The sequence below is a fragment of the Pseudomonas sp. MN1F genome (genome assembly GCF_009391885.1).
Lineage (GTDB): Bacteria > Pseudomonadota > Gammaproteobacteria > Pseudomonadales > Pseudomonadaceae > Aquipseudomonas.
Window position 1 is genome coordinate 33,228 of record NZ_VZII01000011.1, and the last position, 24,976, is coordinate 58,203.

Annotated in this window: 23 protein-coding genes; 10 read left to right on the forward strand and 13 right to left on the reverse strand. The window is 63.3% G+C overall.

All coding sequences use genetic code 11. The features are described from left to right. Nucleotides 1-27: 27 nt before the first annotated feature. The 3 genes from F6X59_RS08100 to F6X59_RS28370 all read left to right on the forward strand — a co-directional run bounded on the left by F6X59_RS08100 (nt 28) and on the right by F6X59_RS28370 (nt 1,729). A complete protein-coding gene (locus tag F6X59_RS08100; protein ID WP_152955785.1) occupies nt 28-318 on the forward strand; it encodes a DUF5629 family protein in 291 nt (96 codons plus the stop codon). Then, nucleotides 284-1,414 carry a lactonase family protein gene (locus F6X59_RS08105; protein WP_178120051.1) on the forward strand — a complete coding sequence of 377 codons (1,131 nt, stop codon included), beginning with the start codon at nt 284-286 and terminating at the stop codon, nt 1,412-1,414. Before F6X59_RS08100 ends, F6X59_RS08105 begins: the two co-directional genes overlap by 35 nt. Before the next feature lie 138 nt (nt 1,415-1,552). Continuing rightward, the gene (locus tag F6X59_RS28370; protein ID WP_178120052.1) at nt 1,553-1,729 is read left to right on the forward strand and encodes a hypothetical protein; all 177 of its coding nucleotides are present in this window, start codon (nt 1,553-1,555) and stop codon (nt 1,727-1,729) included. A 19-nt stretch (nt 1,730-1,748) separates the two neighbouring features. On the opposite strand, the gene F6X59_RS08110 is transcribed toward F6X59_RS28370, so the two are convergent. From F6X59_RS08110 to F6X59_RS08120, 3 genes are read right to left on the reverse strand one after another with little or no spacing between them, the layout of a single operon-like run. Next, entirely contained in the window at nt 1,749-2,342 is a 594-nt protein-coding gene (locus F6X59_RS08110; RefSeq protein WP_372240329.1) for a glutathione S-transferase, read from the reverse strand. Continuing rightward, the gene (locus tag F6X59_RS08115; RefSeq protein WP_152955787.1) at nt 2,339-5,983 is read right to left on the reverse strand and encodes an AAA family ATPase; all 3,645 of its coding nucleotides are present in this window, start codon (nt 5,981-5,983) and stop codon (nt 2,339-2,341) included. The genes F6X59_RS08110 and F6X59_RS08115 overlap by 4 nt, the downstream gene beginning before the upstream one ends. Further along, nucleotides 5,980-7,218 carry an exonuclease SbcCD subunit D C-terminal domain-containing protein gene (locus F6X59_RS08120; RefSeq protein WP_152955788.1) on the reverse strand — a complete coding sequence of 413 codons (1,239 nt, stop codon included), beginning with the start codon at nt 7,216-7,218 and terminating at the stop codon, nt 5,980-5,982. Before F6X59_RS08120 ends, F6X59_RS08115 begins: the two co-directional genes overlap by 4 nt. A gap of 396 nt (nt 7,219-7,614) precedes the next feature. Between F6X59_RS08120 and tssI the strand changes: the two genes are divergently transcribed. The 7 genes from tssI to F6X59_RS08155 all read left to right on the forward strand — a co-directional run bounded on the left by tssI (nt 7,615) and on the right by F6X59_RS08155 (nt 13,860). Beyond that, complete coding sequence (gene tssI / locus F6X59_RS08125; protein WP_152955789.1) at nt 7,615-9,450, forward strand: type VI secretion system tip protein TssI/VgrG; 1,836 nt, start codon at nt 7,615-7,617, stop codon at nt 9,448-9,450. Between the two features lie 21 nt (nt 9,451-9,471). Continuing rightward, nucleotides 9,472-10,047, forward strand: a complete 576-nt coding sequence (locus tag F6X59_RS08130) for a DcrB-related protein (protein ID WP_152955790.1) — start codon at nt 9,472-9,474, stop codon at nt 10,045-10,047. Next, nucleotides 10,044-11,273 (forward strand): PAAR domain-containing protein, encoded by a 1,230-nt coding sequence (locus F6X59_RS08135; RefSeq protein ID WP_152955791.1) that lies wholly within the window; start codon nt 10,044-10,046, stop codon nt 11,271-11,273. Before F6X59_RS08130 ends, F6X59_RS08135 begins: the two co-directional genes overlap by 4 nt. Then, nucleotides 11,270-11,737, forward strand: coding sequence for a YrhA family protein (locus tag F6X59_RS08140; RefSeq protein ID WP_152955792.1), 468 nt, complete (start codon nt 11,270-11,272; stop codon nt 11,735-11,737). Before F6X59_RS08135 ends, F6X59_RS08140 begins: the two co-directional genes overlap by 4 nt. A 547-nt stretch (nt 11,738-12,284) precedes the next feature. Further along, nucleotides 12,285-12,572, forward strand: a complete 288-nt coding sequence (locus tag F6X59_RS08145; RefSeq protein ID WP_218572243.1) for a hypothetical protein — start codon at nt 12,285-12,287, stop codon at nt 12,570-12,572. A gap of 242 nt (nt 12,573-12,814) precedes the next feature. After that, nucleotides 12,815-13,261, forward strand: a complete 447-nt coding sequence (locus F6X59_RS08150; protein WP_256669143.1) for a YrhA family protein — start codon at nt 12,815-12,817, stop codon at nt 13,259-13,261. A gap of 167 nt (nt 13,262-13,428) precedes the next feature. Further along, complete coding sequence (locus F6X59_RS08155; protein ID WP_152955793.1) at nt 13,429-13,860, forward strand: DUF2628 domain-containing protein; 432 nt, start codon at nt 13,429-13,431, stop codon at nt 13,858-13,860. A 153-nt stretch (nt 13,861-14,013) separates the two neighbouring features. On the opposite strand, the gene F6X59_RS08160 is transcribed toward F6X59_RS08155, so the two are convergent. The 10 genes from F6X59_RS08160 to F6X59_RS08205 form a co-directional block, all read right to left on the reverse strand. Next, on the reverse strand, nt 14,014-15,639 hold the full coding sequence (locus tag F6X59_RS08160) for a BatD family protein (RefSeq protein WP_152955794.1): 1,626 nt from the start codon (nt 15,637-15,639) through the stop codon (nt 14,014-14,016). Next, nucleotides 15,636-17,354, reverse strand: coding sequence for a tetratricopeptide repeat protein (locus tag F6X59_RS08165; RefSeq protein ID WP_152955795.1), 1,719 nt, complete (start codon nt 17,352-17,354; stop codon nt 15,636-15,638). Before F6X59_RS08165 ends, F6X59_RS08160 begins: the two co-directional genes overlap by 4 nt. Further along, nucleotides 17,351-18,427: a VWA domain-containing protein gene (locus F6X59_RS08170; RefSeq protein WP_152955796.1), complete on the reverse strand. Its 1,077-nt coding sequence runs from the start codon at nt 18,425-18,427 to the stop codon at nt 17,351-17,353. Before F6X59_RS08170 ends, F6X59_RS08165 begins: the two co-directional genes overlap by 4 nt. Further along, entirely contained in the window at nt 18,420-18,914 is a 495-nt protein-coding gene (locus tag F6X59_RS08175; RefSeq protein ID WP_152955797.1) for a DUF4381 domain-containing protein, read from the reverse strand. Before F6X59_RS08175 ends, F6X59_RS08170 begins: the two co-directional genes overlap by 8 nt. Next, nucleotides 18,911-19,855, reverse strand: coding sequence for a DUF58 domain-containing protein (locus F6X59_RS08180; RefSeq protein ID WP_152955798.1), 945 nt, complete (start codon nt 19,853-19,855; stop codon nt 18,911-18,913). Before F6X59_RS08180 ends, F6X59_RS08175 begins: the two co-directional genes overlap by 4 nt. 3 nt (nt 19,856-19,858) lie before the next feature. Then, nucleotides 19,859-20,818, reverse strand: a complete 960-nt coding sequence (locus tag F6X59_RS08185) for a MoxR family ATPase (protein WP_027919334.1) — start codon at nt 20,816-20,818, stop codon at nt 19,859-19,861. Nucleotides 20,819-20,965: 147 nt separating this feature from the next. Continuing rightward, nucleotides 20,966-22,297 (reverse strand): MFS transporter, encoded by a 1,332-nt coding sequence (locus F6X59_RS08190; RefSeq protein ID WP_152955799.1) that lies wholly within the window; start codon nt 22,295-22,297, stop codon nt 20,966-20,968. Between the two features lie 58 nt (nt 22,298-22,355). Continuing rightward, nucleotides 22,356-23,549, reverse strand: a complete 1,194-nt coding sequence (lhgO, locus tag F6X59_RS08195; protein WP_152955800.1) for an L-2-hydroxyglutarate oxidase — start codon at nt 23,547-23,549, stop codon at nt 22,356-22,358. A 104-nt stretch (nt 23,550-23,653) separates the two neighbouring features. After that, entirely contained in the window at nt 23,654-24,364 is a 711-nt protein-coding gene (locus F6X59_RS08200) for a FadR/GntR family transcriptional regulator (RefSeq protein WP_152955801.1), read from the reverse strand. Between the two features lie 129 nt (nt 24,365-24,493). Continuing rightward, nucleotides 24,494-24,847: a hypothetical protein gene (locus F6X59_RS08205; RefSeq protein WP_152955802.1), complete on the reverse strand. Its 354-nt coding sequence runs from the start codon at nt 24,845-24,847 to the stop codon at nt 24,494-24,496. Between the last annotated feature and the right edge of the window lie 129 nt (nt 24,848-24,976).

The following is a 24,976-nucleotide window of genomic DNA, read 5'->3' on the forward strand; positions in this document are numbered from 1 at the left end:
GCCCGCTCATTTTTGATCGGTATCCCCATGTCCCCCCTCGCCACCGCCCTCGCATCCTGCGACATGCTCCTGATCGACGGCCTGCACGCCTTCGACTTCACCTGCGACGAGTCCGGCCTGACCATCGAGTGTATGGATGGCCGCCAGCGTCGCCGCTGGTCCTTCACCCCTGAGCAGATCGCTGCCGCCGTCGGTGCCAATGATCAATGGCAACTCAACGATGTCCAGGGCGAGCATCGTCTAGTCTGTATGAGTGCCTTTCGCGCCCCGGATGAAGACGACGATGAACCGGATCTGGACGAGCCTGCTGACCGCTAGCCTGATGAGCCTGACAATCACCGCCCACGCCGCCACGTTGCTGGTGGGCAGCTACACCGATGGCCAGAGCCAGGGCATCTACCGCTACACGTTCGACAGCAAGACGGGGCAGATCGACCCAACGCCGCAGCAGGTGGTCAAGAGCGTCAGCCCGTCGTGGCTGGTGCTGTCGGCCGACCAGCGTCAGTTGTTCGCAGTCAATGAAACCCGCAACGGCCATGTCAGCAGCTTCAGCGTCAGCGCCAAGGGCGAGATCAAGCCGCTGAACCAGGTGGCCAGCCGTGGCGACGAGCCGACCCACGCCAGCCTCAGCCGCGACCAGCGCTACCTGTTCGTCGCCAACTACGCCGTCGCGCCCGACCCGGGCGGCAGCCTGGTGGTGATCCCGGTGGCCAAGGACGGCAAGCTCAAGGACGTGGTGCAGCAGCTGCGGCACAAGCCCAGTGGCGTCAACCCCGAGCGCCAGGCCGGGGCCCACGTTCATTCGCTGGTGTTGTCACCGAATGGCCTGCACCTGTATGCCTGCGACCTGGGTGCCGACAAGGTATTCATCTATCGCTACGACGGCGCCAGTGTCGATCACCCGTTGAGCCCGGCGATCCCGGCTTCGGTGGACCTGCCGCCCGGAAGCGGGCCGCGTCATCTGCTGTTCGATGCCAAGGGCCAGCATGCCTACCTGACGCTGGAAATGAGCGGCGAAGTGGTGATGTTCGACGTCAAGGACGATGCTTTGCTGGAACGTCAGCGCCTGCCGCTGAGCGACCAGCAGGACGCCGCCGCCAAGGCCTCGGGTGGCCTGCACCTGTCGGCGGACGGGCGCTTCCTGTATGTCAGCAACCGCGGCACGGCTAACCAGATCGTGGTGTTCAGCGTGGGCAAGGCCGATGGCCAGCTGACCTTCCTGCAGCGCCGCTCGGTGGAAGGCGACCACCCGCGGGAGTTCGCCCTGGACCCGAGCGACAACTTCCTGCTGGTGGCCAACCAGAAGAGCAACCAGATCGTGGTCATGCGCCGCGACCCGCGCAGCGGCAAGCTGGGTGAGACGGTGCAGGCCTTCAGCCAGGATGCGCCTTCGGATCTCAAGTTCATCGAGTGAGGCTTGCTACAAGGACTATCGATACGGGTAATAATCCTTACCAGCGCAATGAATTTCTGCGGGCGACCTCAGCGGCGTAAGTTTGACCCAAGGCCCAAGCGGCTGAACGTCAAACCACTCCAGTCGAGGTCAGCCATCATGAACTTCAATCTCTTCCCCGTGATTGCCGCATCCGCCATCTCCGCGTCTGTCGTGCTGCCGGCCCATGCCCATGCCGACAGCAGCAAGACCACGGCCACCCACAGCTACACCGAGCAGTACCTGCGTCAGAGCGCCCATTTCCATGCGGCCTTGAGTGGCAAGCACAGCCACTGACCCAACCCACTTACAGGGTTCACTTGGCCATCACTGACTTGAACAGCTGCGACGCCAACCACCCCTCCAGCCAGCTCCGCACTCGCGGATAAGCCGCCTCGGCGAACCACAGCGGTTCGACCCCGGCAAACTGGCGCATCAGGGGCAACAGCGCGGCATCGGCAAGGCTCGGGTGATCGGCCAGCAAGTACGGCCTGCCTTCGAGCAACTGTTCAAGCGCCGCCAACCAGGCTTCGGCCTGCTGGCGATAGTGCTCGCGTGAGTACTCCGGGTAGCGCTCGGCGTACTTGTACAGGTTCACCTGCGCCTTGAACGTGCTGTCGTTGCGGGCAATCAGCGCCTCGGCGTGCTGCGCGGCGGCCGGGTCGGCTTGCAGGCGCCAGTCCTGTGGGTCGTTCTGTTCGAGCGCCCAACGCATGATGTCCAGGCTCTCTTCCAGTACACCGGTACCGGTATCCAGCACCGGCACCGTGCCTTTGGGCGACAAGGCCAGCAGCTCTGCCGGCTTGTTCTTCATCGCCACCTCGACGATCTCCACCGCACAGCCGGCATAGCGCAGCGCCAGGCGCGCACGCATCGCCCACGGGCAACGGCGGAACGAGTAGAGGATCACCCGCACACCTCCACGTCGCTCAGGCCATTGCCCTGGCGGCGCACCTGGATCTGCACCGGAATGCGCTCGTGCATTTCCTGCACATGGGAGATCACCGCGACCTTGCGGCCCTGCGCCTGCAGGCCGTCGAGGGCGTCCATGGCCAATTGCAACGACTCAGGGTCAAGGCTGCCGAAACCTTCATCAATGAACAGCGACTCGATGCGCAGGGTGCTTGAGGCCATCGATGCCAGGCCCAGGGCCAGTGCCAGCGAGACCAGGAAGGTTTCACCACCGGACAGCGAGTGCACCGAGCGCAGTTCGTCGCCCATTTCGGTGTCCAGCACCAGCAGGCCCAGGGCGCTGCCGCCGCGCTTGAGGCGGTAACGGCGCGCCAGCTGGCGCAGCTGGGCGTTGGCGTGGTGCAGCAGCAGGTCGAGGTTGTAGCCCTGGGCGATCTTGCGGAACACGTCGCCCGAGGCTGAGCCGATCAGCGCGTTCAGCCGCGCCCAGCGCTGCCATTGCTGGTGGGCCTGCTCGATTTCCCCGGCCAAGGCCTGGCTCGCCTGCTGGCGGCGCTGGTCGTCGGCCTGCTGTGCGCGCAGTTCGGCGCATTGCTGTTCATGGCCGGCCAGCCGCTCGCGCAGCGCGCCCAGCGCTTGCTCAAGGTCTTCGACCGACGCCTCGACGCTCATCTGCGCGGCGTGTTGCTGCAGGCGCTGTTCGCGTTCCTGGAGCCGCACACGGCTCTGCTCGATGGCTTTCTCGGCACCTTGCAGGCACTGGCGCAGCTCGGCCAGCTGGGCGTCGTCGATGGCCAGCAGGCGGTCCAGCCCGGCGTCGTCAAGCTCCGGATGCTCGGCGCGCCACTGGGCGATGTCACCCTGCAGCTGCTGGCACTCGCTTTCCAGCGCCTGCTGCTGCTGGATATTGGCCTTCAGTTCGCTGGCCAGTTGCACACCTTGGGTACGCAGATCCTGCAGGCGCTGGGCGGTGTCCGCGTCGACGGCGCGGGCCTGTTCCAGCTGGCTGTCCATGTGCAGTTGCCAGGCTTCAGCACTTGCCTGCTCGCCAAGCAGCTCGGCCAGTGCGGCCTGAGCCTGCTGCCGCTGCGTCTGGAGTGCCGCCAGCTGCTGCTGCGCCTGCGCCAAAGCGTGCACGCGGGCTTGCTGCTGGTCGCGCAGCTTGTCCAGTTGCACTTGGCGTGTTTGCTGTTCTTGCAGCTCATCCTTGCGCTGCTCCAACTGTTGCAGGCGCTGGGCAATTTGCTGGTCAAGCGCCAGGAAGGCGTTGGCCGGATCATCGCTCAAGGCATCGAGTACCTCGCCCGGGAGCACATCAGCCAGGTCCTTGAGGCTTTGTTCCAGCTGTTGTTCATCGCTGGCCAGGGCCTGGTGCTGCTGCTCGAGATGGCGCTGGGCCTGCTGCTGGGCTTGCTCTGCCGCCTGCAGCTGCTGGGTGAGGCGAGCGGCATCCTTCTGCAGGGCGAGCAGTGCACTCTGGCGCTTCTCGTCCTTGCCGATTTCTTCGTCCAGGCGCCGCAGCTGGCTGTCGAGCCAGGTGCTGCGGGCCTTGTCGTCCTGTGGAGCGAGGGCGGGCCAGAGGCTGTGCGCCTGCACCTGCGCCACCAGCGGCTGCAGCTGTTCGCCAAGCTGCTGCTGTTGCTGCTGATAGTCCTTGAGCTGGGCGTTGACCACGCCGAGCTGGGTGCGCAGTTCGACCAGCTTGCCGTTGAGGGTTTCGACCTGTTTCTGCGCGGCGTCCACTTCAGCCTGGTCATGGCGACCGAGGCTCTGTAGCAGGGCTTCGGGTTGATGGAACGGGTGCTCGGCGCTGCCGCAGACCGGGCAGGGCTCGCCATCGCGCAACTGACCGCGCAGTTCTTCGACGCTGGTATTGCGTGCCAGACGCTGGCGTTCCAGCAACTGACGGGTAAGGCTGAGTGCCTGCTCGGCGGCTTCCAGCTCGGCCTTGGCCGCAGTGCCTTCGCCGATCAGTTGCTGGCGTTGCTGCATGGCCTGCTGCTGACGCTCACGCAGGGCATCGAGCTGCTGGCGCAGTTCCAGTTCACGGCCATGCAGGCGCGACAGTTCCTCGACGGCGCGTTGCTGTTTGCGGTTGTCCTGCAGCATGTTGCCGAGCAGGTCGATCTGTTCGGCCAGGGCCTGGGGTTCGGCCTTGGCTTCGCGGAACAGCAGCTCGAAGTGGTCGCGCTGGGTCTGCAACTGAACATTGGCCTGGCTGGCCTGGGCCTGCAGGCCCGGCAGTTCCTCGCGGCCCTTGGCCAGGCGGCCACCGATCAGCATCACCTGCTTGAGTTGCGGCAGGTAGGCCTGCCAGGCATTGGCCAGGCCAGCCAGGTGCTGGCTGTCGGCCAGGGCCGTGTCGATCTGCGCCAGTTGCTGTTGGCTGCGCTGCTGGTTTTCTTCTGTCTGCTGCAGTTGCTGCTGGCCTTCGGCAACCTGCTGTGTGGCTTGCTCGCAGGCGCTGCGTTGCCCCGCCAGTTCCTGATCCAGACGCACCAGGTTGTCCTGGCCAGCGAAGGCCTGGCGCAGGCGCGGGGCATTTTCGCTGTGCAGGGTCTGGCTCTGCGCCAGGGCCTCACGAGACGCCAGCAGTGCCTGTTCCAGCGCTGCGGTACGCGTCTGCAACTCGGTTTGCTGGCGCTGCTGCTCGGCGATCTGCGCCGCCAGCGGTGCCAGTTGCGCGCCGAGCATCCGCTGGCGGTGGAACTGGTGGCGCTGCGGCGCCAGGCGCTCCAGGCGTTGCAGGTCGAGGCGCTGCTCGGCCAGCTGCTGCCAGTGCTGTTCGGCGGCTTGCAGGGTGGCGCCGGCTTCGGCGTGCTGGGCCTGCAGCTGGCGTTGCTCATTGAGCCAGTTGCGTTGCTGCTCCAGCTCGCGCTCGCCGGCCTGGTCGGCCTTGAACTGCTGCAACGCCTGCTCCAGGCGCTGGTCGAGTTCGGCGCGGGCTTCGGCGGCCATCGGCAGCAAGTGGCTGGCGCGCTCCTTCAGGGCATTGTGGATTTCGGCGGTTTCCCGAGCCTTGCTGAAGGCGCGCTGGCCGAGGCGGGTGTAGATGGCGGTGTTTGTGAGCTTTTCCAGCAGCTCGCTGCGCTCTTTGTCGTCAGCCTTGAGGAATGCGCCGAACTCGCTTTGCGCCAGCATCACCGCGCGGGTGAACTGTTCGAAATTCAGGCCCAGGCGGGCTTCGATCAGTTGCTTGTATTCGTTCTTGCCACTGCCCAGCACCTGTTCGCTGTCCAGGTCGTACAGGCTCTGGCGGCTGAGCTGCAGCTTGCCATTGGCCTTGTCGCGGGCGCGGTTGGCTTCCCAGCGGGCGCGGTAACGGTGGCCGTCGATGCCGACGAAGTCGACTTCGGCAAAGCCGCTGCCGGTGCCACGGCGCAGCAGGTTGCGCGGGTCCGAGGTGGGGATTTCGCCGTCGGCGTCCGGCACCTTGGCTTCGCGGCCGATGTCGTTCAGCCGCGGCACGGTGCCGAACAGGGCCAGGCACAGGGCATCGAGCAAGGTGCTCTTGCCGGCGCCGGTCGGCCCGGTGATGGCGAACAGGCCGGCGCTGGCCAGGGGCTCGGCGGTGAAGTCGATGTCGACCGGGCCGGCCAGGGATGCCAGGTTCTTCAGGCGGATGGCGAGAATCTTCATGGCTGTTCCTCTTCCAGCTGGACGTCCTGCAGCAGCAGGGCGAAATCGGCCAGGGCCTGCTCGTCGACGGGGTTGCCGTAGGCTTGCTCCCAGGCGCGGCTGAACAGGTCCTGTGGAGTCATTTGCGCCAGCTCGACGAATTGCAGGTCATCGTCTTCGCTGTTGTTGCGGCCGGCGTATTCGGCGCTGATACGGATCAACCGCACGGCCTTGCCTTCAAGCGCGGTTTCGATCTGCTGGCGCAGGTCGGGTTGCGGTTCGTCCAGCACTACCCGCACCTCCAGCCAGGGCTGGCGATTGGGGTCTTCGAGCAGGTCGATTACCGGCAGCTCGGCCAGTTGCGCAAGCAGTTCGCCCAATGGCGCGGGGCCGACCCGTTGCAAGGCCACCGCACGCGGTACCGGGCGCGGCTCGACGCTGACCAGTTGGCTGCCTTCCAGCTCGACCTCCAGCACCTGGTGCGGGTAGTTGATTTCGGCGAACGACAGCGGAATCGGCGAGCCGCTGTAGCGGATGCGGCTTTCGCGGTTGACCTTCTGCGGCTTGTGCAGGTGGCCGAGCGCCACGTAGCTGATCGACGTGTCGAACAGCTTGGCCGGCAGGGCCTCGGCGTTGCCGATGATCAGGCTGCGCTCGGAGTCTTCGGACACCGCGCCACCGGCCATGTGTGCATGGCTGATGGCGATCAGTGCCTGGTCCTTCTTGCGCTTCTTCTGCGCCGCGCCAATCAGTTGCTGGTGCACCTGGGTGATGCCTTGCAGGTAGTCGTCGCCCAGCTGCGGGCCGGTCACTTCGGCCGGGCGCAGGAAGGGCAGGGCCAGGCACCAGGCGGCAACCTTGCCACGGCCGTTGGTCAGCGGGATCAGCAGGCGCTCGGCATCCAGCTGGCCCTCGTCGAGCCAGTGCACCCGGCCCAGCGCGTGGGTGCGCAGGCGGCGCATCAGCGCGGCGGGCAGCTCGATGCGCGAGCCGGAGTCGTGGTTGCCGGCGATCATCACGATGTCCAGCTTCGGCTGTTGCTCGTGGGCCTGGACGATGAAGTCGTAGAGCCGTTCCTGGGCTTTGACCGGCGGGTTGACCGTGTCGAAGATGTCACCGGCGATCAGCAGCGCGTCCGGCTGGCGCAGGCGCAGCTGGCCGAGCAGCCAGTCGAGGAAGCAGGCGTGTTCGAAGTCGCGTTCCTGGCCGTGCAGGCTTTGGCCCAGGTGCCAGTCGGAGGTGTGAAACAGACGCATGGATGACCTGTTGGTGTCGAGTCAGCAAGCCGGGGGCTTGGCGTGAATGATGGGCTTTGCGGAGGCGGGTATGGTAACCCAAGCCTGGGTGACGCGGCAGTTGCTCCCGGCAGGTAAGTACGAGAGGTGGTTAATTTGTAACTCTGTGATTCGGCGGGCCCCTTTGAGAGCATTTTCACCCATAAGCGAGGGCAATTTCTTGTCAGGCACCCATCTGCCGCAAAGTAGCGCCGTTGCAGGGCTCGCGCCTGGGGGCTCGCACGCTGTGTAGGAAAATGGGAAATCGCCCGGTTTCGCGGTCCTACAAACGCATTTTTTCCTCAACAACCCGTTCATTGTGGCCCCCTCGATCATTGCCCTAACCTCCGAGCGCTTCGAGTTCGCAAGGAGATTGCAATGATCATGGACCTGGCTGAGCGCCTGTCGCCGCAGCATCGCCGACTGTTCAAGTTTCACCACCTGACTGACCCCGACCAGCCAATGCTGCTGGAAAGCTTCCGGGGCACAGAAAGCCTGTCGCAGCCTTTCACCTACGAACTGCTGCTGATCTGCGACGCACCGCAGCTGCCGCTGAAATCAATGCTCGGCCAGCAGGTTAGCATCGAGATCGAACTGGCCGATGCCGCGCCGCGTTTCATCAACGGCTACCTCACGCGCTTCGCCAGCCAGGGCAGCGATGGTGCCCTGGACCACTACATCGCAACCCTGAGCCCCTGGCTGACGATGCTCAGGCACCGCACCGACACGCGCATCTTCCAGAACTGCACGGTCGATGAGGTGCTCGCGCAAGTCTTCGCCCTGTACCCGGCCTACGCCACCTATGCCCTGCGCTTGAGCCAGCCGCAGAAGCGCCACACCTACATCACTCAATACCGCGAAAGTGACCTCAACTTCGTTCAGCGCCTGCTGGATGAAGCCGGGTTGTTCTACTGGTTCGAGCACTGCCTCGAAGGCCATACCCTGGTCATCGGCGACGACTCCACCGTGCTCGACGCACTCCCCGAGCAAGCGCAGATCCGCTTCCACAGTGCCTCGGTCACCGAAACCGCCGATTCGATCACCCAGTGGTGCGGCCACCGCCAACTGCAGGCCGGCAGCATGGCCGTGCAGACCTTCGACTACCGCCAGCCCCGCAACCGCCTGCCGGTGGCGATGCGCAGCCTCAACGAGCAAGGCGCCGTGCAGCGCTTCGAGGTCTACGACCCCGGCCAGTACACCCACAGCACCTATGACGAAGGCGAGGCGTTGTTGCGTCGGCGCGTGGAAGCGCTGGAGCTGGCCGGCAAGCAGTTCGATGGCGCCAGCAACTGCCGCGCCATGCGCCCCGGCTACAGCTTCGAACTGCTGCAGCACCCGGGGCACCAGCGCGGCCCGATAGAAGAACGCGAATTTCTGCTGATGGCCGTGACCTGCGAAGGCCACAACAACTACCTCAGCGGCCAGCAGGCCGGCTACTTCAACACCTTCACCTGCGTGCGCAAGAAGATCCCGTTCCGCCCGCAGCTGACCACGCCAAGGCCGACCATCGCCGGCCCGCAGACCGCCATCGTGGTCGGCCCGCCGGGTGAGGAAATCTTCACCGACGAACTGGGCCGGGTGAAGGTGCAGTTCCACTGGGACCGCCACGGCGGCTTCAACGACCAGAGTTCCTGCTGGGTGCGCGTGGCACAGGCCGGGGCTAGTGGCGGCTTCGGCAGCATCCAGATTCCGCGGGTGGAAGATGAAGTAGTGGTGGTGTTTCTCGATGGCAACCCGGACCGCCCGCTGATCATCGGCAGCCTCTACAACAGCAGCAATACCCCGCCGTGGGCACTTCCGGCGAACAAGACCCAGAGCGGGTTGTTGACGCGCTCGATCAAGGGTGATGGCCGCACTGCGAACTTCTTGCGTTTTGATGACAAGAACGGTGCTGAACACGTGAGCCTGCATGCCGAGCGCAACCTCGATACCGAAGTCGAGGCAGATGAAAAACGCAAGGTGGGTGGCAATCGCTCCATCGCGGTCGGAGGCAGGCACGAGGAAACCATACGGTTGGAAAGCAGTATTGCCGTGGAAGAAGGGTCGTACCTGGTAACCGTTGATCAAGGGGCGGTACGGATCAAGGCAGCCACGTCCATCACGCTTGAAGTGGGGAGCTGCATTTTGCAAATGGAGGCGGATGGCAAGGTCATCCTCTCTGGCGTGGAGCTGGACCTCGCCGGTAGCAGCATCATCAATCTGAACAAAAACTAATCAGGGACAAGGAACAGTCTTATGCATCGTCCGAATATTTACGACCGGCTTTCACAGCGTCGTGAGGAGCAAGAGCGACTAGAGCGTGAGCGGTTGGAACAAGAGGCATTGAAAGCAATACCGCCTCCGCGATTTTTTACCAATGAACTGAGTTTTGTGCGGCTAGAAGCATTGAAGGACAAGACGCACCACTTGCTGACATTGACTGATATTGGGCCGAGTCCGTTTTCGCTGGTGATAAGCCGGTCACAGGTTTCTCCGGACAAAGATCTGGAAGTACTTTCTCAGCATTTATTGAAGGAGCTGGAGAAATCACTTGCTCATATTCAGTGGATCGAGCCGGTGTCACCTGTCGAGGTAGCTGGCATGGAAGCTCGACGCGCCGAGTTGCGCTGGCGCCAGCAAGGTCAGCCGGTCCACCAACTTCAACTGATTTTTCTGCACAGGGACGAACACGGCTGCCCGCTGCTGATTCAGATCACGGCAACCAGCAATAACCCCAAGGGCATGACCGCCATCGAGCGTAGTGCCTTCGAGGAGATGATCGGCAGTCTGGAGTTACGTGACGCGGAAGTTGAGAAGGCAGCCGCCGTATGACCGGCGCGGCTGCGCGACAGGATGATCCGATAGAGCATTCCAGTGCATTGAGCGGGTTACTGGGCGGACTTGCCTTGGGTGCCGCAGCGGTACTGGTCGGGATTGCTGTGGTCGGAACCGGAGGGCTCGGCGGCCTGGCGATTGCAGCCATGATTGGCGCTGGGGCAGCAACAGGTGCAGGTATTGGGCAGCTGTTGGGGAGCCTTTCGCATGCTCAGCGCGAAACGGGATGGATTACTTCTGGCTCCGACAATGTGCGCATCAATGGCCGGCCTGCGGCCAGAGCGCATGTCGATCAAGCGGTGTGCACTGACCATTCAGGGGTGCGGCAAACGTTGGCCCAGGGCAGTCGGTCTGTCCACATCAACGGACAACCTGCGGTGAGGGTTGGGGATCGTACGGTATGTGATGGCAGGATCAGTGCTGGGTCATCAAACGTATTTATCGGGGGGGAAACCGAGACCACGGATGAGATCGAACCGGAAGTGCCCGGGTGGCTTGAAGCCACGGTGTTGGGGGTGGGGATTGCCAGTGCGGTGGCGTTGGTCGGGCCGGCAATGGCGCTCTGGGGGATGTTTGGGGGCGTGGTTGGTGGTGGTGCTGGGAGCTACTACGGTGAAAGCCTTTATGGTCAAGATTCAGATCAACAAAAGCTCATGGCGTTTGGTGGAGCAGTAATAGCCGGTGGGTTGGCATCACGTTATCGGTTCGACGAGAACGGAGGCTTAGGCGCCAATTTTGGCAACGTGAAAATCACTGCGCGTAGAGCTCAAGGATTTATTGGGATGCTCCGCGGTGAGCGCTACAGGTTGCCGGACGTAAAGAATGAAGGTTTTCTATATGTCAAACGCTCGACTGAAGAGCTCAAGTCTTTGCGCGCAGAATTCAATAACAGAGGCAGATCACAATTCCTCAAAGAGCTATCCAGCAATCCGGAGAAGATTGCCATTTTGAAGAAGGCTGGATTTAGTGAGGCTGAAATTTCCAGAATTCAAAGCGGCCAACTGCCTAGTAAGGAATGGGAGGTTCACCATGTGTGGCCTTTGGATGATGGAGGCACGAATGAATTTAGTAATCTGGCACTTATCAAAAGCGAGCCTTTTCACAAGGTGCTAACCAATGCGCAAAGGGCGTTAACAAGAGGAATGCTTCCTGGTGAGGGACGCTGGGTTGAGTGGCCAGTAGTAGAGACGAGGATTTACCCAAAATCCGGAGAGCAATATTGAAAATTGAAACCGAGAAAAAAATTTTGAGCTTAAACAGCGCTCTTGGTCCAGCTGAAATATTCGTAGGGGAGCCTGCCAAAAAGCATGATATCGACATGCTTGAGGCTGCTGTTAAGCGCGAGTTTTCAACTACTCTGCCACGGCAGTATATTGATTTCCTGTGTAAGTTCGATGGTGTGGCCTCGGGAGGGGTTTTTATATACTCAAGTCGCCCACACAGATACCCTGACAGCGATGGCTTCAGTCATGACTTCGTGGGGCTTAATCAAATCGTGAGGGAGGTTGATTTCATGAGCGGCTTTCTAGTTTTCGGAGAGAGTGACCAAGATGAATATGTCCTGGATTTGCTGAGCGAGAGGTATCAGGTGAGAGATAAACAGGCTTATGATAATGTTTTTGAGGAGTTTTATAGTTTTGATGAGCTTTTGGACTTTATGGTGGGTCTCATTGTGCAACGATCCTGAGCGCGTGGCGTAAAGCACGGTGGCGACTGAAGAAGTGGGTCATTTGGAAAGCCTGTTAATATGAAGCATCCCGAGGACTTATAGTGACTGTCATTGCAATTGCTGTTGAACACGGCGCTGTATCAGCTGCAATCCTTGTAAAGCTCCATCGTGCGCTAGGCATTCCATTGCAGAAACTGAAGTCAGATATCTCGTAAAGAAGGCCAGTTGTGGAGTTGGAAATATTTAACAGTAATTACTAAGAGCATGCAAAACTGATTCGTTCTGTGATTGCAATACTGAATGCAGAGAAGAATGATTCATCTTGTTACGAGATTCCCTATGGCAAGCAATATGTGTGCAGTGATCAGCTGCATCTATGGAAAATTGATTCTAGTATGGTGGAGAGCATATTGAGTGCAGCCGATAACGAGGTGAATCGCCAGCTTGACAATTAATAGCGCATTGGGGAGTGTGCTGATCCGGCCAAGTGGCCATACGTTTAACCTCATGTGTTCGTTTAGCGCCAGGCCTTTGAGAATACTGAATACCTACGATAGGATTAACTATGCATTTTTATGCTGAGCCAGAAGTGGCTGGAGGGCTCGGTGATTGGACCGTTCTGGATGCCTCTGTGCATCCTCCTATTGTCCGCTCTCTACAATATGAGTTTGACGACTGGCGTGGTGATCAGTTTCTCGAATCATTTCCTTGCTTTATTGTTACTGAGGTGATTGCGGCTGCAATAAAAGAGGCTGGTCTATCAGGGTGTAGCTTTGGTCATGTTGATGTGAAGAAGTCTGATGTATTTGAAGAGCTAAATCCCGGCGTGTGCTTCCGGAGTTTGTTTGGTTGAAAGTTGAAGGCGTAGCTGGAGTGTCTGATTTCGGACTGACTGAAGATCACCGCCTGGTTATTTCGGAAGTCGCAAACAAGCTTTTCAAAAGCTTTGGCTTGGAGAATACGGATTTTCGGGCGTTTGGCTAGTGGCTAAGTGTTTTATTGGGCGACTATAAAGGCAGGAGCTGGCCGAGGAGTTTGACCAAGTCCAAGGTGTCGGCCTTGGTGTCGTATTTATTGTTGTTTTGTGGGTGAAGCTTGAAAAGCTATCTTTCTCTTGCGTTCGGTATGTCGGCATTTGTCTCCGGTGCGTCTGAAGACGAGTTGAAATCGTTTGCTCGGCGCTGTAAGGAGTTATTGTTCTCTGTTCCTCCGTCCGAGTATTTGGATTTTTTACGTATCTGCAACGGCGGAGCGGAAAACGGTGTGTTTGTGTACTCAACTCGTCGCGTTCAGTTTGAGGACTGCGCTGGCCAGACGAATGATTTTGTTGAGGTGAATCTGAATTGGCGTGACTTGGAGTGGATGACGGACTATCTGGTGTTCGGGGATAGTGACATGGATGTGTTTGTGCTGGAAATCTCATCTGGAAAGTACCAGGTCAGGGATCGCCAAGCCTTTCACAATGTATACGCTGAATTCCCTTCGTTCGATGGGATGATGTGCCATGTTATCGAGGCCATGCTACACGGTGGTGGCATTTGACATGTTTTTCTCTGGTCGCGAGCACTGGAGACTTCAACCGTTTCGTGATGTGGGTCTCACTCTGTCCGGGTTTCAGAGCTTGTCCCCAAGCCAACCCTGAACTACCCTCCGCCCCGGCCATACTCATGGCCATTCATCACCCACGGACGATCATGACGGAGCTCCCCATGGAAGGCATCCCGCAAACCCAATCCACCTCTAGCAACCTCAAGCCAAAATGGCAGGAGCGTTTCGCTTTCTTCGATCAGCACGGCAGCCCGAGCAGCGCCACCTACAAGGCCGCCCTGAAGGCTGCGCCTTTCCGAAAAAGGCTGCTGATCGGAATGAACCTCATCGCCTTCCTCTTCGGCCCGATCTACTTGTTCGTGCTGGGCCTGTGGAAAAAGAACTTGTCCCTGCTGGGCATCATCGTGGCCATCACCGTGGTGATCGAGATTTTCCAGAATGTCACTGGCATCGTCATGCCGCGGGCGCTGGATACCGGGCTCAACGTGATGTTCAACGTGATGTACGGTGTTCTCACCAATTATGCCTATTACCTGAAGCAGACCACGGGCAAGCAAGGCTGGAACCCGTTTGAGGGCATGCGCCTCATTTGATGCCTTTGTAGTACGCCTGAAACAAGGTTGCGTCAGGGCTGCCAGATGCCTGGCTGGGGATTTTCGGCGCCTGTGAGATCGAGCGCCGCGCGGGCGGCGCTCGATCTCACAGGCGCCGAAAATCCCCAGCCAGGCATCTGGCAGCCACACCCCTCACTTCGGATAAAGCGGCGGCAAGCTCCCACTCTCCCCAGCAGGCAACAACACCTGCTCCGCCGGCGGAATCGTGCCGATCGCCCGCCACAGATCTTCACCCTGCCAATACTGGCCACTCTCGCTATACAAAGCCCCATTCAACCCATCCAGCGCATCCGACAACGGCACAAACCGCGCCGCCATCTCGGCCAGGGTCTCCGGCTGCTGCCGCGCCCAGGCATCGAGCGCCTGTCGCGTAGCCTGTGGGTCGTTGGCCTGGCAGGCGCGCTTGAGGTCATCCAGCAAAGTCCGCGGGCTCGGCCCATTCTGCGCAGCACGCAGCACCGCCGGCTGCGAGCGGGCACGCCACCACAGGGCGAAGCCGAGCACCGTGGTCAGGGCGAACAGCAGGGTGGCGAGCTGCCAGGGCCACAGCAGGTGGCTGGCACCGCTGCTGTCGCCAACCGGGGTGTCGGCGCTCAGCGCGGGGTTGTCCTGCACGTCCAGCATACGCGCCGGCAGGCTGCTCTGTTCCAGGTGGTCTTCGCGGGTATTCCACCAGGTAACTTCCACTGCTGGCAGGGCCAGCTTGCCGCTGTGGGTCGGCACCAGCGCTTCACGCTCTTCGCGGTTGGCGGTCATGCCGCGTTCGCTGATCTCGTTGCGCAGCACTGGCTGGTCCGGGTAGCGGCGCAGGCCGACGATCTCGGTGGCGGGCAGCTGTGGCAGCTGGGTGCTCGACAGGCCTTCGGCGCGTAGTGTGATGTTTCGGGTCAGCGAGTCGCCGATCTGTGGCTGCTGGCTGGCCGGGTCGGGGTTCCAGTGTTCTTCCAGGCTCAGGTCACGTGCCGGCAGCCACGGCACATTGGCCGGCCAGGCGGCGGGGATGGGGCGCACGGCCAGGCGCAGCGGTAGTGAACTGACCTGCACCTGGCGGCCAACCCGGGCAGCGCCGGCAGGTTGCTGAGCGTTGTCGGCGGCGGTGGCGGTGAAGGTCAGCGGTGGAATGTCCAGGTCGCCGCTCTGCTGCGGATACACCGCGTAGCGGGTTTCGATCACCCCGTGGCGCACGCCGTTGATTTCCTTCTCGTAGGTGCGCGACTCACCCAGCGGCTCGACCTTGGCGTTTTCCAGCTGCAGCGGGCTCAGGCTGCTGTCGTCGTACAGCGACACCGAATGGTAGATGCGCAGGGTCAGCACGGCCTGGGCCTGGACGTATACCTCGTGGCTGTCCAGGGTGGCTTCGACGAAGACTTGCGAGGCGACTTCCGGGCGGCTGGCGTCGGCCTGCAGCACTTGCAGGTCGATGGCCTGGCTGTGCGACTGGCCCAGTTGCAGCTCGGGGATACGCAGGCTGCCGCTGTGCCGGGGCAGCAGGGTGATGATCCAGCGGGTGCTGGCGCGGGTTTCGCCATCAAGGGTGTGCAGGCTGTTCAACTGGCGGGTGCCGCGCACTTCGAAGTCGCTGTCCAGGGCGCGCAGGTCGGGCTTGCCGAACTGGGTCACGTCCTGGCTTTCGAGGGTCAGTTCGAGGGTTTCGCCGGCTTCCAGGCGCGTGCGGTCGACGCTGGCCTGCAGCGTGGGTAGGGCCTGGGCCATGACGGCCCACAACAGGCAGAGAAGAAAGACGCCGAAGCGACTCATCGTGTTTTTTCCTGATGCAATTGCTGTTCATACCAGAATTTGCGGCGCAACAACTCCGCCGGGTTGTCGGGGATCTCTCGCAGCCATTGTTCCAGGGCCTGGCGCTGTTCGGCATCGAGGCTGGTCGATACCGGGCGCTGCGGCGGCTGGGTGATGCTGTCGTCATCGCCGCCCTGGGTGCCAGGCGCCGCCTGGCTGTTGTTGCTGCCTTCACCGGGTTGTTGCGCGCTGGCCTGTTCTTCACTGCCGGGCGTGCCTTGGGCAGGGCTGCTGGCCGAGCTGCTGTTGCCTTCGGTTTCGTTGCCTGGGGTGCCTTGGGTGTCGTTGTTGGCCGGTTGTTCTTCGGCCTGGGCTTCGCGTTGCTGCAGCAGTTGCTGCACCAGCGCCTGGTTGGCCAGTGCCGGCTGCAGGTCGGGCTGGCGCTCCAGGGCCTGTTCGTAGGCATCCAGGGCGGCTTCCAGTTCGCCGCTGCGGGCCAGGGCATTGCCTCGATTGTAGTGGGCTGCGGCGCTGTCGCCCTGGGCAAAGGCCTCGGCGGCGCCGGCATAGTCGCCGGCCTGGTACAGCGCCATGCCGCGCCATTGCGGGTCCTGAAAGTGCCGGGCGGCGTCTGCCGGGCGTTGCTTGCGCAGCAGCATCTGGCCCTGTTGATCGGGGCGCAGCCACAGGTCGTTGAGTTCGAATGCCTGGCTCGGCTGTGGCAGGGCCAGCAGCAGTGGCAGGCAGAACAGCCAACCGCGGCGCCCGGCACAGGCGGCCAGCAGCAACAGCGGCAGTAACAGCCAGTAACCCTGGTCGGCCCAGCTGTCCAGTTGCAGGGTCTGGCCGGCATCGCGCAGGTGGCGCGGGTTGTCGAACAGGCCCAGGCCGCGCAGGTCGAGGTCGTCGATGCGGGCATGGCGGTAGCGCCCGCCGGTGCCACTGATGAAGGCCTTGAGGCTGGCACTGTCGAGCCGCGGCAGGAGGATGCCACCCTGGTCATCCTTGAGGTATTCGCCATTGGCCTGGCGCACTGGCGCGCCGTCGCCGGTGCCGATGCCGAGCATCAGCAGGCTCGGGCCCTGGCGGCCGAGGGCCTGGGAGATGCCCTGGCGCTCCGGCGCGCTCAGCGCCGAGCCGACCAGCAGCAGGCGACCCTGGCCGAGGCCGCTCTGGGCCAGCAGGGCCAGGCCTTTTTGCACGGCCAGGTCGGCGCGCTGGCCAGGTTGGGGCATGATCGACGGGTCGATGGCTTCCAGCAGGTTGCGCGTGGTACCCAGGTCATCCGACAGCGGCACCAGAGTGTGCGCACTGCCGGCGTAGACGATCAGCGCGGTCTGGCTGTCATTGCGGTGTTCGAGCAAGTCGAGGATCTTGCGCCGGGCCTGCTCCAGGCGGTTGGGCGCAACGTCTTCGGCAAGCATCTGTGGGGTCAGTTCGAGCAGGATTACCAGCGGGTCGGCCGGGCGCTGGCGGGTTTCTTCCAGGCGCTGCCAGCTCGGCCCGAGCAGGGCCAGCACCACCAGCAACCAGGCCAGGCCCAGGGCCACCCAGGGCAGTTTGCTGTTGCTGCCGCTGCCGCCGCCGAGCAGCACCGGGTGGAAGGCTGGTGGCAGGATCATCTGCCAGCGCCCGGCGCGCTTGCGCCGGTGCCACAGCTTGAACAGCAGCCAGCCGAGCAGGGGCACCACCAGCAGCCAAAGCGGGCGCAGCCATTGTGGCCAGAGATCGATCATCGCCGTTTCCTCAGGCGCAGGCGTTTCAGGCGCTGGCGCCATTCCGGATGGGGCTGCAGGAAACGCGGCTTGCGCAGCACCTTGTGCAGCAGGTTGTCGGGCCATTGCACCGCCACCACCAGCAACACGCTGAGCAGCAGGGCCAAGGCCAGCGGCCAGGCATACAGGGCTTTGGCCGTGCGCGCCTGGGTCGGTTGCTGGGCAACCGGTTCAAGCTGATCGAGGGTATCGCCGATGGCGTTCAGCTCGGCGCCGTCATGGGCGCGGAAGTAGGCGCCGTGGGTGATGTCGGCAATTTCCTTGAGCGACGCTTCATCGAGGTCCAGGCTCGGGTTCAGGCCGAGCAGGCCGGGTGTGCCGCTGGCCTCGGGGTTGGCGCCGATGCCGATGGTGTAGATGCGCACGCCTTCCTGGGCGGCCAGGCGGGCGGCGGTCAGCGGGTGAATCTGCCCGCCGTTGTTGGCGCCGTCGGTGACCAGCACCAATACCCGGCTTTGTGCCGGGCGCTGGCGCAGGCGCTTGACCGCCAGGCCGATGGCGTCACCGATGGCGGTGTTCTTGCCAGCGATGCCGATCTGCGCCTCGTCGAGAAAGGTGCGCACGGTGCGCCGGTCGAAGGTCAGCGGCGCTTGCAGGTAGGCCTGGCTGCCGAACAGGATCAGGCCGACACGGTCGCCTTGGCGGTCCTGCAGGAAGTCGCCGAGCAGTGCTTTTACCAGGTCCAGGCGGCTGATGTCTTCGTCTTTCCATTGCATGTCGGGGAAGTCCATCGAGCCCGAGACATCCACCGCCACCAGCAGGTCGCGGCCACTGGAGGCCACCGGTACCGGTTCGCCAAGCCACTGCGGGCGGGCGGCGGCCAGCAGCAGCAACAGCCAGATCACTACATACGGCGCCTGCTGGCGCAGGGTCGGTAGGTTCAGCCGTGCGCGGCGCCCGGCCAGGCCTTCGAGTTCGTCGAGGAAGCCGACCTTGAGCACCGGCTCGCCGCTGTCGGCAGCGGGCAGCAGCAGGCGCGCCAGCCACGGCAGCGGCAGCAGTGTGAAGATCCACGGCCAGGCCAGTTCAAACATGTTTGCGAATCCAGGTTTCGACCGCCTGGCTGAGCCCGACGATGGCCTTGTCGTCAAGTTTGCACTCGGGCTTGTAGGCGCCTTCGACCAGCACCATCCAGCGGGTCAGGCCGGCGGCCGGGCAGCGGTTGTCGAGAAAGGCCAGCCACTGGCGGCCGTTCAAGGTATGGCTGTTGGCGCCGGGGTAGTGGTTGCGGCACAGGCGCTTGAGCAGGGCGTTGATCTGCTGCAGCCAGGCACCGGCCGGTGCGCCGTCGTAGGGGCGCGGCAGGCGGGCGAGTTCGGCCAGGGCTTCCAGGCGCACCGGGTCGAGCGGCAGCTCGGCGCGCACCACCGGGCGCTTGCCCGGGCGCCAGCGGCGCAACCGCCACAGGCCCCAGGCCAGCAGCGGCAGCAGCGCGAGCAGCAGCCACCAGCCCGGTGCTGGCGGCCACAGGCCGATCGCCGGCGGTGCGATCAGCGGTTGTAGCTGGTCCAGCGGGTTCATTGGCCACTCCCGGGGCGCTGGGCGTTCAGGTATTCGCGCAGTTGTTCGATCATCTCGCTCTGGGTGCTCAGCGGCATAAGCACTACGCGCAGCTTCTGCGCCATCAGCTCCCAACGCTCGATGCGCGCTTCGGCCTGTTGACGGTAGGCCTGGCGCAGGTTGGCGTCCAGGGTGTCGAGCTCCAGCTGCGCACCGCGCTGGGCGAAACGCAGCAGGCCGGCGGCGGGCAGGGCGTGGTCGAGCGGGTCGGACACCGGCATCAGCAGCAGGTCGCAATGGCGCGAGAGCATCGCCAGGTGCTGCTCGGCCTGGGCGCTGAGCGAGCGTTCGTCGCAGATGACGATGGCCAGGCTGCCGGGGCGCAGCACTTCACGGGCGCGGCGCAGGGCCAGGCCAAGGTTGTCGGCCTGCGGCGCAGCTTCGGTGTGCAGGGCCTGGTTGACCTTGGCCAGGCGGTTGAGCAGCTGCAGCAGGCTCTGCTTGCTGCGCCGTGGCTTGATCTCATGGTGCTCGTTGTCGCCGAATACCAGCCCGCCGATACGGTCGTTGTGGCCCAGCGCGGCCCAACCGAACAGCGCGGCAGCCTCGGCTGCGAGCACCGACTTGAACATCAGCCCCGAGCCGAAGAACAGGCGCTGGCTTTGCTCGACGAGGATGAAGATCGGCCGTTCGCGCTCTTCGTGGAACAGCTTGGTGTGCGGCTCCTGGGTGCGCGCGGTAACGCGCCAGTCGATGTTGCGCACATCGTCACCGGCCTGGTACACGCGCACCTGGTCGAAGTCCACGCCGCGCCCGCGCAGCTTGGAATGGTGCAGGCCGACCAGCGGGCTGCGCTGGCCAGGGCGGGAAAACAGCTGGATCTCGCGCACGCGGTGGCGCATGTCGATCAATTCGGTGAGGCCGATGCGGATGCCGGGTTCGGCCTGCTGCGTGGTGGGCATGGGTCAGGCGACGGCCACGACGTCGAGAATGCGCTGGACCACGCGGTCCTGGTCGATCCCCGCGGCTTCGGCTTCGAACGACAGGATGATGCGGTGGCGCAGCACATCGAACAGCACCGCCTGGATGTCTTCCGGGCTGACGAAGTCGCGCCCGGCCAGCCAGGCATGGGCACGGGCGCAGCGGTCAAGGGCGATCGAGCCGCGCGGGCTGGCACCATAGGCGATCCAGTCGGCCAGCTCGGCATCGAACTTGGCCGGGGTGCGGGTGGCCATCACCAGCTGCACCAGGTATTCCTCCACGGCGTCGGCCATGTACAGGCCAAGGATCTCCTTGCGCGCGGCAAAGATCGCCTGCTGGCTGACCCGGCGCTCGGGCTTCACTTCACCGCCCAGTGCTTCGCCACGGGCCTGGGCGAGAATGCGGCGTTCGACGGCGGCATCGGGGAAACCGATCTTCACGTGCATCAGGAAGCGGTCGAGCTGGGCTTCGGGCAGCGGGTAGGTGCCTTCCTGCTCGATCGGGTTCTGCGTGGCCATCACCAGGAACAGCGGCGACAGGTCGTAGGTACTGCGGCCCACGCTGACCTGGCGCTCGGCCATGGCTTCGAGCAGCGCCGACTGCACCTTGGCCGGGGCGCGGTTGATTTCGTCGGCCAGCACCAGGTTGTGGAAGATCGGCCCCTGCTGGAACACGAAGCTGCCGGTTTCCGGGCGATAGATCTCGGTGCCGGTGATGTCGGCCGGGAGCAGGTCGGGGGTGAACTGGATGCGGTGGAACTGCGCCTCGATGCCTTCGGCCAGCTCTTTGATGGCCTTGGTCTTGGCCAGGCCGGGCGCACCTTCGACCAGCATGTGGCCGTCGGCCAGCAACACGATCAACAGCCGCTCGACCAGCTTCTCCTGGCCTAGGATCTGGGAGGAAAGAAAGGTGCGTAGCGCGATCAGCGCTTCACGGTGTTCCATCGGCGGCGGTTCCTGGGATTGCGCCAGGTCGCGGGCGACCTGGCAGGGGCTGATACTTTAATCTATCCAGGGGGGCGCCGACCAATGAAGGCCGGGATTTTTATCGCTGCCACGGTCGCTGCAGGGCGCGCCCGCACGCTTTTCGGCTCAGTTCTTCGAGGTGGAGTGCCTGCGCCCCTGGTCGCACAGGGCAAACACCACCACCAGCACCCCGGCAATCGCCAGGATCAGCGCCACGCCATCGGTGGAATGGGTAGCCGACCCGGCCACCAGCGCCAAGCCGCCCAGCGGCGCCAAGCCACCGGCTACTGCGGTGCCGATCTCACGGCCGGTACCAAAGCCCGACGAGCGCGTCTGGGTCGGGAATTGGCGGCTTAAGAACGAACCCTGCGGGGCGAACATCATCGGCGCGAGGATGCCGGTGCCGATCGCGATGGCGATGTAGATCTGGGTGGGCTCACCGGTGCTCAACAGCTGCAGGAACGGGTAGGCGAACAAGGCCGACAGGACCCCGCCGAGCATCAGCACGGTCTTGCTGCTCCAGCGGTCGCACAGCCAGCCGAAGAACGGCACGGCGAAGATCGCCACCAGGCTGGCGATGGTCACCGACAGCGAGGTGACATGCGCTTGCACGCCCTTGAACTGGGTCAGGTAGGCCAGCGAGAAGGTCTTGAATATGTAGCTCAGCGCGTTGTAGCCGATGGCCACGAAGAACACCACGGCCAGGCCTTTGAGGTCGTTCCTGAACAGCAGCTTCAGCGGCGACACCTGCGGCTTGCTGCTGTCGGCCTTGTCGAGTTCCTTGAAGTCCGGCGTCTCGGGGATGCTCTTGCGCACCCACAGGCCGACCGCCACCAGGGCGATGCTGGCAATGAACGGGATGCGCCAGCCGCCGGCGAGGAGGAAGTCGTTGCCGTTCATGGTCAGCATGTACACAGTCAGCGACGACAGCAGCAGCCCCAGGTTGAGCCCCAGCGCCGGCCATGCGCCCTGGCTGCCGCGCTTGCCTTCGCTGGCATGCTCGTAGGAGGTCACCGCCGCGCCGGACAGCTCGGCCCCTGCGCCCAGGCCCTGGATGATGCGGATCACCACCAGCAGGATCGGTGCCCAGATGCCGATGCTGGCATAGCTTGGAATCAGCCCGATCAGCGCCGTGCACACGCCCATCATGCAGAAGGTGATCACCAGCACATGCTTGCGCCCGAAACGGTCGCCCAGGTAGCCGAACAGGATGCCGCCGAAGGGGCGGGCGATGAAGCCGATGGCGAAGGTGGAGAAGGCCAGCAGCGAGGCCACCGCCGGGTTGCTGGCATCGAAGAAGATCTTCGAGAACACGATCGCGGCCATGGTCGCGTAGAGGTAGAAGTCGTACCACTCCAGCATCGAGCCGAAGATGGTTGCCGCCGCCACCTTGCGCAGGCGCTTGCGTTGCTGTTGCGGGGTCTCGTGCGCGGCCGGGGCCGCCTCATGTACCGACATGGGGGGTTCCTTATTGTATTTGTAGTTGCGTCTTTTTGGGTTAAGGGTGAAGCAGATTTCAGCGGGCCTTGAGGATCTTCTCGGCGATCATCTGGCCGATCGGAATGGCCGAAGTGGCAGCCGGCGACGGGGCATTGCAGACATGCACCATGCGCGGGGTCTCGGCGAACAGGAAGTCATGCACCAGGGCCCCGTCGCGCATCACCGCCTGGGCGCGAATGCCCGCCTCGTAGGGCAGCAGGTCTGCCACTTGCAGCGATGGGCAGTACTTGCGGCACTGTTCCAGGTAACCGCGCTTGAACAGCGAGTTCTTCATCTCGGTGGTGCCGGAGCCGAGGTTGTTCCAAATGGTTTTCCAGAAGCCCGGGAAGCTGGCGTACTCGGCCACGTCGCGCCAGTTGGCCGAAAACTTGCGGTAGTTCTCACGGCCGAAGCCGAGCACGGCATTTGGGCCGACAGTGACGCTGCCGTCGATCATGCGTGTCAGGTGCACGCCGAGGAACGGCAGTTCCGGGTCGGGAATCGGGTAGATCAGGTGGTTGACGATCTGGTTCTTGCTGGCCGGCAGGCGGTAGTACTCGCCGCGGAAGGGGATGATCTGATGGTCGATCTTCACCCCGGCCAGGCGCGCCAGGCGGTCGGACTGCAGGCCGGCGCAGGCCACCAGCTGGCGCGCGCACCAGGTGTGGCTGTCGGTGCCGATGGCGACATGGTCAGCGTGCTCCTGGATAGCGCGCACGCGGGTCGACAAGTGCACCTCGCCGCCGGCCTGGCGGATCACCTTGGCCATGGCGTTGCACACCTGGGTGTAGTCGACGATGCCGGTGGCATCGAGGAACAGCGCGCCCTTGCCGACGATGTTCGGCTCACGTTCAGCCAGCGCGGCGGCATCCAGGCGCTCGACCTTCAGGCCGTTCTGCTGCGAGCGCTCGTACAGCGCCTGCATGCGTTGCACTTCCAGGTCGTTGGAGGCCACCAGCAGCTTGCCGCAGACCTCGAAGGCGATGCCATGCTCAGTGCAGAAGTCCTTGGTCGCCTGGGCGCCGCGCTTGCACAGGTCGGCCTTGAGGCTGCCCGGTGCGTAGTAGATGCCCGCATGGATCACGCCGCTGTTGTGGCCGGTCTGGTGGCGGCCGAGGCTGGCTTCCTTCTCCAGGATCAGCAGGGATGCGCCCGGGCGCTGTTCGAGCAGGGCCATCGCGGTGGCGAGGCCGACGATGCCGCCGCCGATGATGCAGTAGTCGTAGGTCATGCAAGAGTACCTTGGTGTTCTTGTCGGTGGGTCTGCTTATCAGGTTGTCAGACTAAGTAGTGCGCAAAAAAGGCCCGCGTCAGGGCGCGTTGGTTTCTCCGGGGTCAGTCGAGGGCGGGGAGGTCGATCTTCAGGCGCTTGGCCGAGGCGCGCAGGTGCGCTTCGGCGCAAGCTGCGGCCGCCTGGCGGTCGCCATCGGCGATGGCCTGGTACAGCGCCTGGTGCTCGCGGTTGGCATCGGCCGAACCGCCCACCGAGTGGGCGGCGGAGTTTTCCCAGGCGGTGCGCCGTGCGCTGGCCAGCTGGCCGCCGAGGAAGTCGTGGAAGGCCACGAAGTAATCGTTCTTGCTGGCTTCGGCAATCGCCCGGTGGAAGGCCACGTCGGCGGCCGAGGCGGTGGCGAAGTCGCTGCGCTTGTCGAGCATTTCCTGCAGGGCCTTGGCCATGTGCGCCAGGTCCTGCTCGTCGCGCCGGCGGGCGGCGATGGCGGCGGCCTGGGTTTCGATCCACAGGCGCATCTCGAACATCTGCACCAGGTCCGGCTTGCGGCCATTGCTGCCGGGGAAGCGGAACACGGTGCCGGCTGGGGTTTGCGAGATGTAGGAACCGAGCCCGCGACGAGCGATCAGCACGCCATCGGCCTTGAGCTGCGCCACGGCTTCGCGCACCACCGAGCGGCTGACGTTCAGCTGTTCGGCCAGTTGCTGTTCGGTGGGCAGGCGCGATTCGGCGGTCAAACGGCCGGAATCGATCTCGGCGCGGATGGCGCTGACAACCCGGTCTACCAGGGTATCGGGGCGCTGGAGCTCTAGCATGGAAGCGGTTGCCTAGTGATCAGGTTGTCAGACAATGCCTGTGGTAGGGCAGAGGTGTCAATGGATTATCTGCTTTGCAGGCCCGGCCTCTTCGCGGGTAAACCCGCGAAGAGGCCGGAACAGGAAGACTCAGAGCTCGCTGACGAAGGTGCCCGTGCCTTCGAGGATGTTCTTCAGCGTCAGCGCCACTTCCTCAAGGTCGGTCCCCGCCGAAGTCAGCACGATCTCCAGCGCCTCATCCCCTTTCAGCGCATCGCGATCCCCGGCCGCCACTTCGATCAGCAGGCGCTGTGCACTCAAGGTCACCTTCAGCCCATCCAGCGTCGACGGCTCGTCATCCAGGGTCAGGTCGACGGTGTCTTCATCCGGGTAGCGTGTCAGCAGAAACATCTGCCCCTTGTCGCTGTGGCAGCACAGGGTCGCCATGTTGTCTTCCTCGTCATCGCAAGGGGTGGCGAACAGCAGGGCGGTCTTGATTTGCATGGCAACGGCTCGGGCTTCTGGAAATGAGAGGGAATTCTGACAGCCTTGCACACATCCATAAACGTAAAGTTGCCAGCCCTTGACCGAAATTGTCGCAGCCTCGCAAGCGGCAATGACCGCTCAGTCGTT

Excerpts from the sequence above, each read along its gene's own strand:
- F6X59_RS08100 (WP_152955785.1), top strand. The coding sequence starts at position 28 with ATGTCCCCCCTCGCCACCGCCCTCGCATCCTGCGACATGCTCCTGATC.
- F6X59_RS08105 (WP_178120051.1), top strand. The coding sequence starts at position 284 with ATGAACCGGATCTGGACGAGCCTGCTGACCGCTAGCCTGATGAGCCTG.
- F6X59_RS28370 (WP_178120052.1), top strand. The coding sequence starts at position 1,553 with ATGAACTTCAATCTCTTCCCCGTGATTGCCGCATCCGCCATCTCCGCG.
- F6X59_RS08115 (WP_152955787.1), bottom strand. The coding sequence starts at position 5,983 with ATGAAGATTCTCGCCATCCGCCTGAAGAACCTGGCATCCCTGGCCGGC.
- F6X59_RS08120 (WP_152955788.1), bottom strand. The coding sequence starts at position 7,218 with ATGCGTCTGTTTCACACCTCCGACTGGCACCTGGGCCAAAGCCTGCAC.
- tssI (WP_152955789.1), top strand. The coding sequence starts at position 7,615 with ATGATCATGGACCTGGCTGAGCGCCTGTCGCCGCAGCATCGCCGACTG.
- F6X59_RS08130 (WP_152955790.1), top strand. The coding sequence starts at position 9,472 with ATGCATCGTCCGAATATTTACGACCGGCTTTCACAGCGTCGTGAGGAG.
- F6X59_RS08135 (WP_152955791.1), top strand. The coding sequence starts at position 10,044 with ATGACCGGCGCGGCTGCGCGACAGGATGATCCGATAGAGCATTCCAGT.
- F6X59_RS08145 (WP_218572243.1), top strand. The coding sequence starts at position 12,285 with ATGCATTTTTATGCTGAGCCAGAAGTGGCTGGAGGGCTCGGTGATTGG.
- F6X59_RS08155 (WP_152955793.1), top strand. The coding sequence starts at position 13,429 with ATGGAAGGCATCCCGCAAACCCAATCCACCTCTAGCAACCTCAAGCCA.
- F6X59_RS08160 (WP_152955794.1), bottom strand. The coding sequence starts at position 15,639 with ATGAGTCGCTTCGGCGTCTTTCTTCTCTGCCTGTTGTGGGCCGTCATG.
- F6X59_RS08165 (WP_152955795.1), bottom strand. The coding sequence starts at position 17,354 with ATGATCGATCTCTGGCCACAATGGCTGCGCCCGCTTTGGCTGCTGGTG.
- F6X59_RS08170 (WP_152955796.1), bottom strand. The coding sequence starts at position 18,427 with ATGTTTGAACTGGCCTGGCCGTGGATCTTCACACTGCTGCCGCTGCCG.
- F6X59_RS08175 (WP_152955797.1), bottom strand. The coding sequence starts at position 18,914 with ATGAACCCGCTGGACCAGCTACAACCGCTGATCGCACCGCCGGCGATC.
- F6X59_RS08180 (WP_152955798.1), bottom strand. The coding sequence starts at position 19,855 with ATGCCCACCACGCAGCAGGCCGAACCCGGCATCCGCATCGGCCTCACC.
- F6X59_RS08185 (WP_027919334.1), bottom strand. The coding sequence starts at position 20,818 with ATGGAACACCGTGAAGCGCTGATCGCGCTACGCACCTTTCTTTCCTCC.
- F6X59_RS08190 (WP_152955799.1), bottom strand. The coding sequence starts at position 22,297 with ATGTCGGTACATGAGGCGGCCCCGGCCGCGCACGAGACCCCGCAACAG.
- lhgO (WP_152955800.1), bottom strand. The coding sequence starts at position 23,549 with ATGACCTACGACTACTGCATCATCGGCGGCGGCATCGTCGGCCTCGCC.
- F6X59_RS08200 (WP_152955801.1), bottom strand. The coding sequence starts at position 24,364 with ATGCTAGAGCTCCAGCGCCCCGATACCCTGGTAGACCGGGTTGTCAGC.
- F6X59_RS08205 (WP_152955802.1), bottom strand. The coding sequence starts at position 24,847 with ATGCAAATCAAGACCGCCCTGCTGTTCGCCACCCCTTGCGATGACGAG.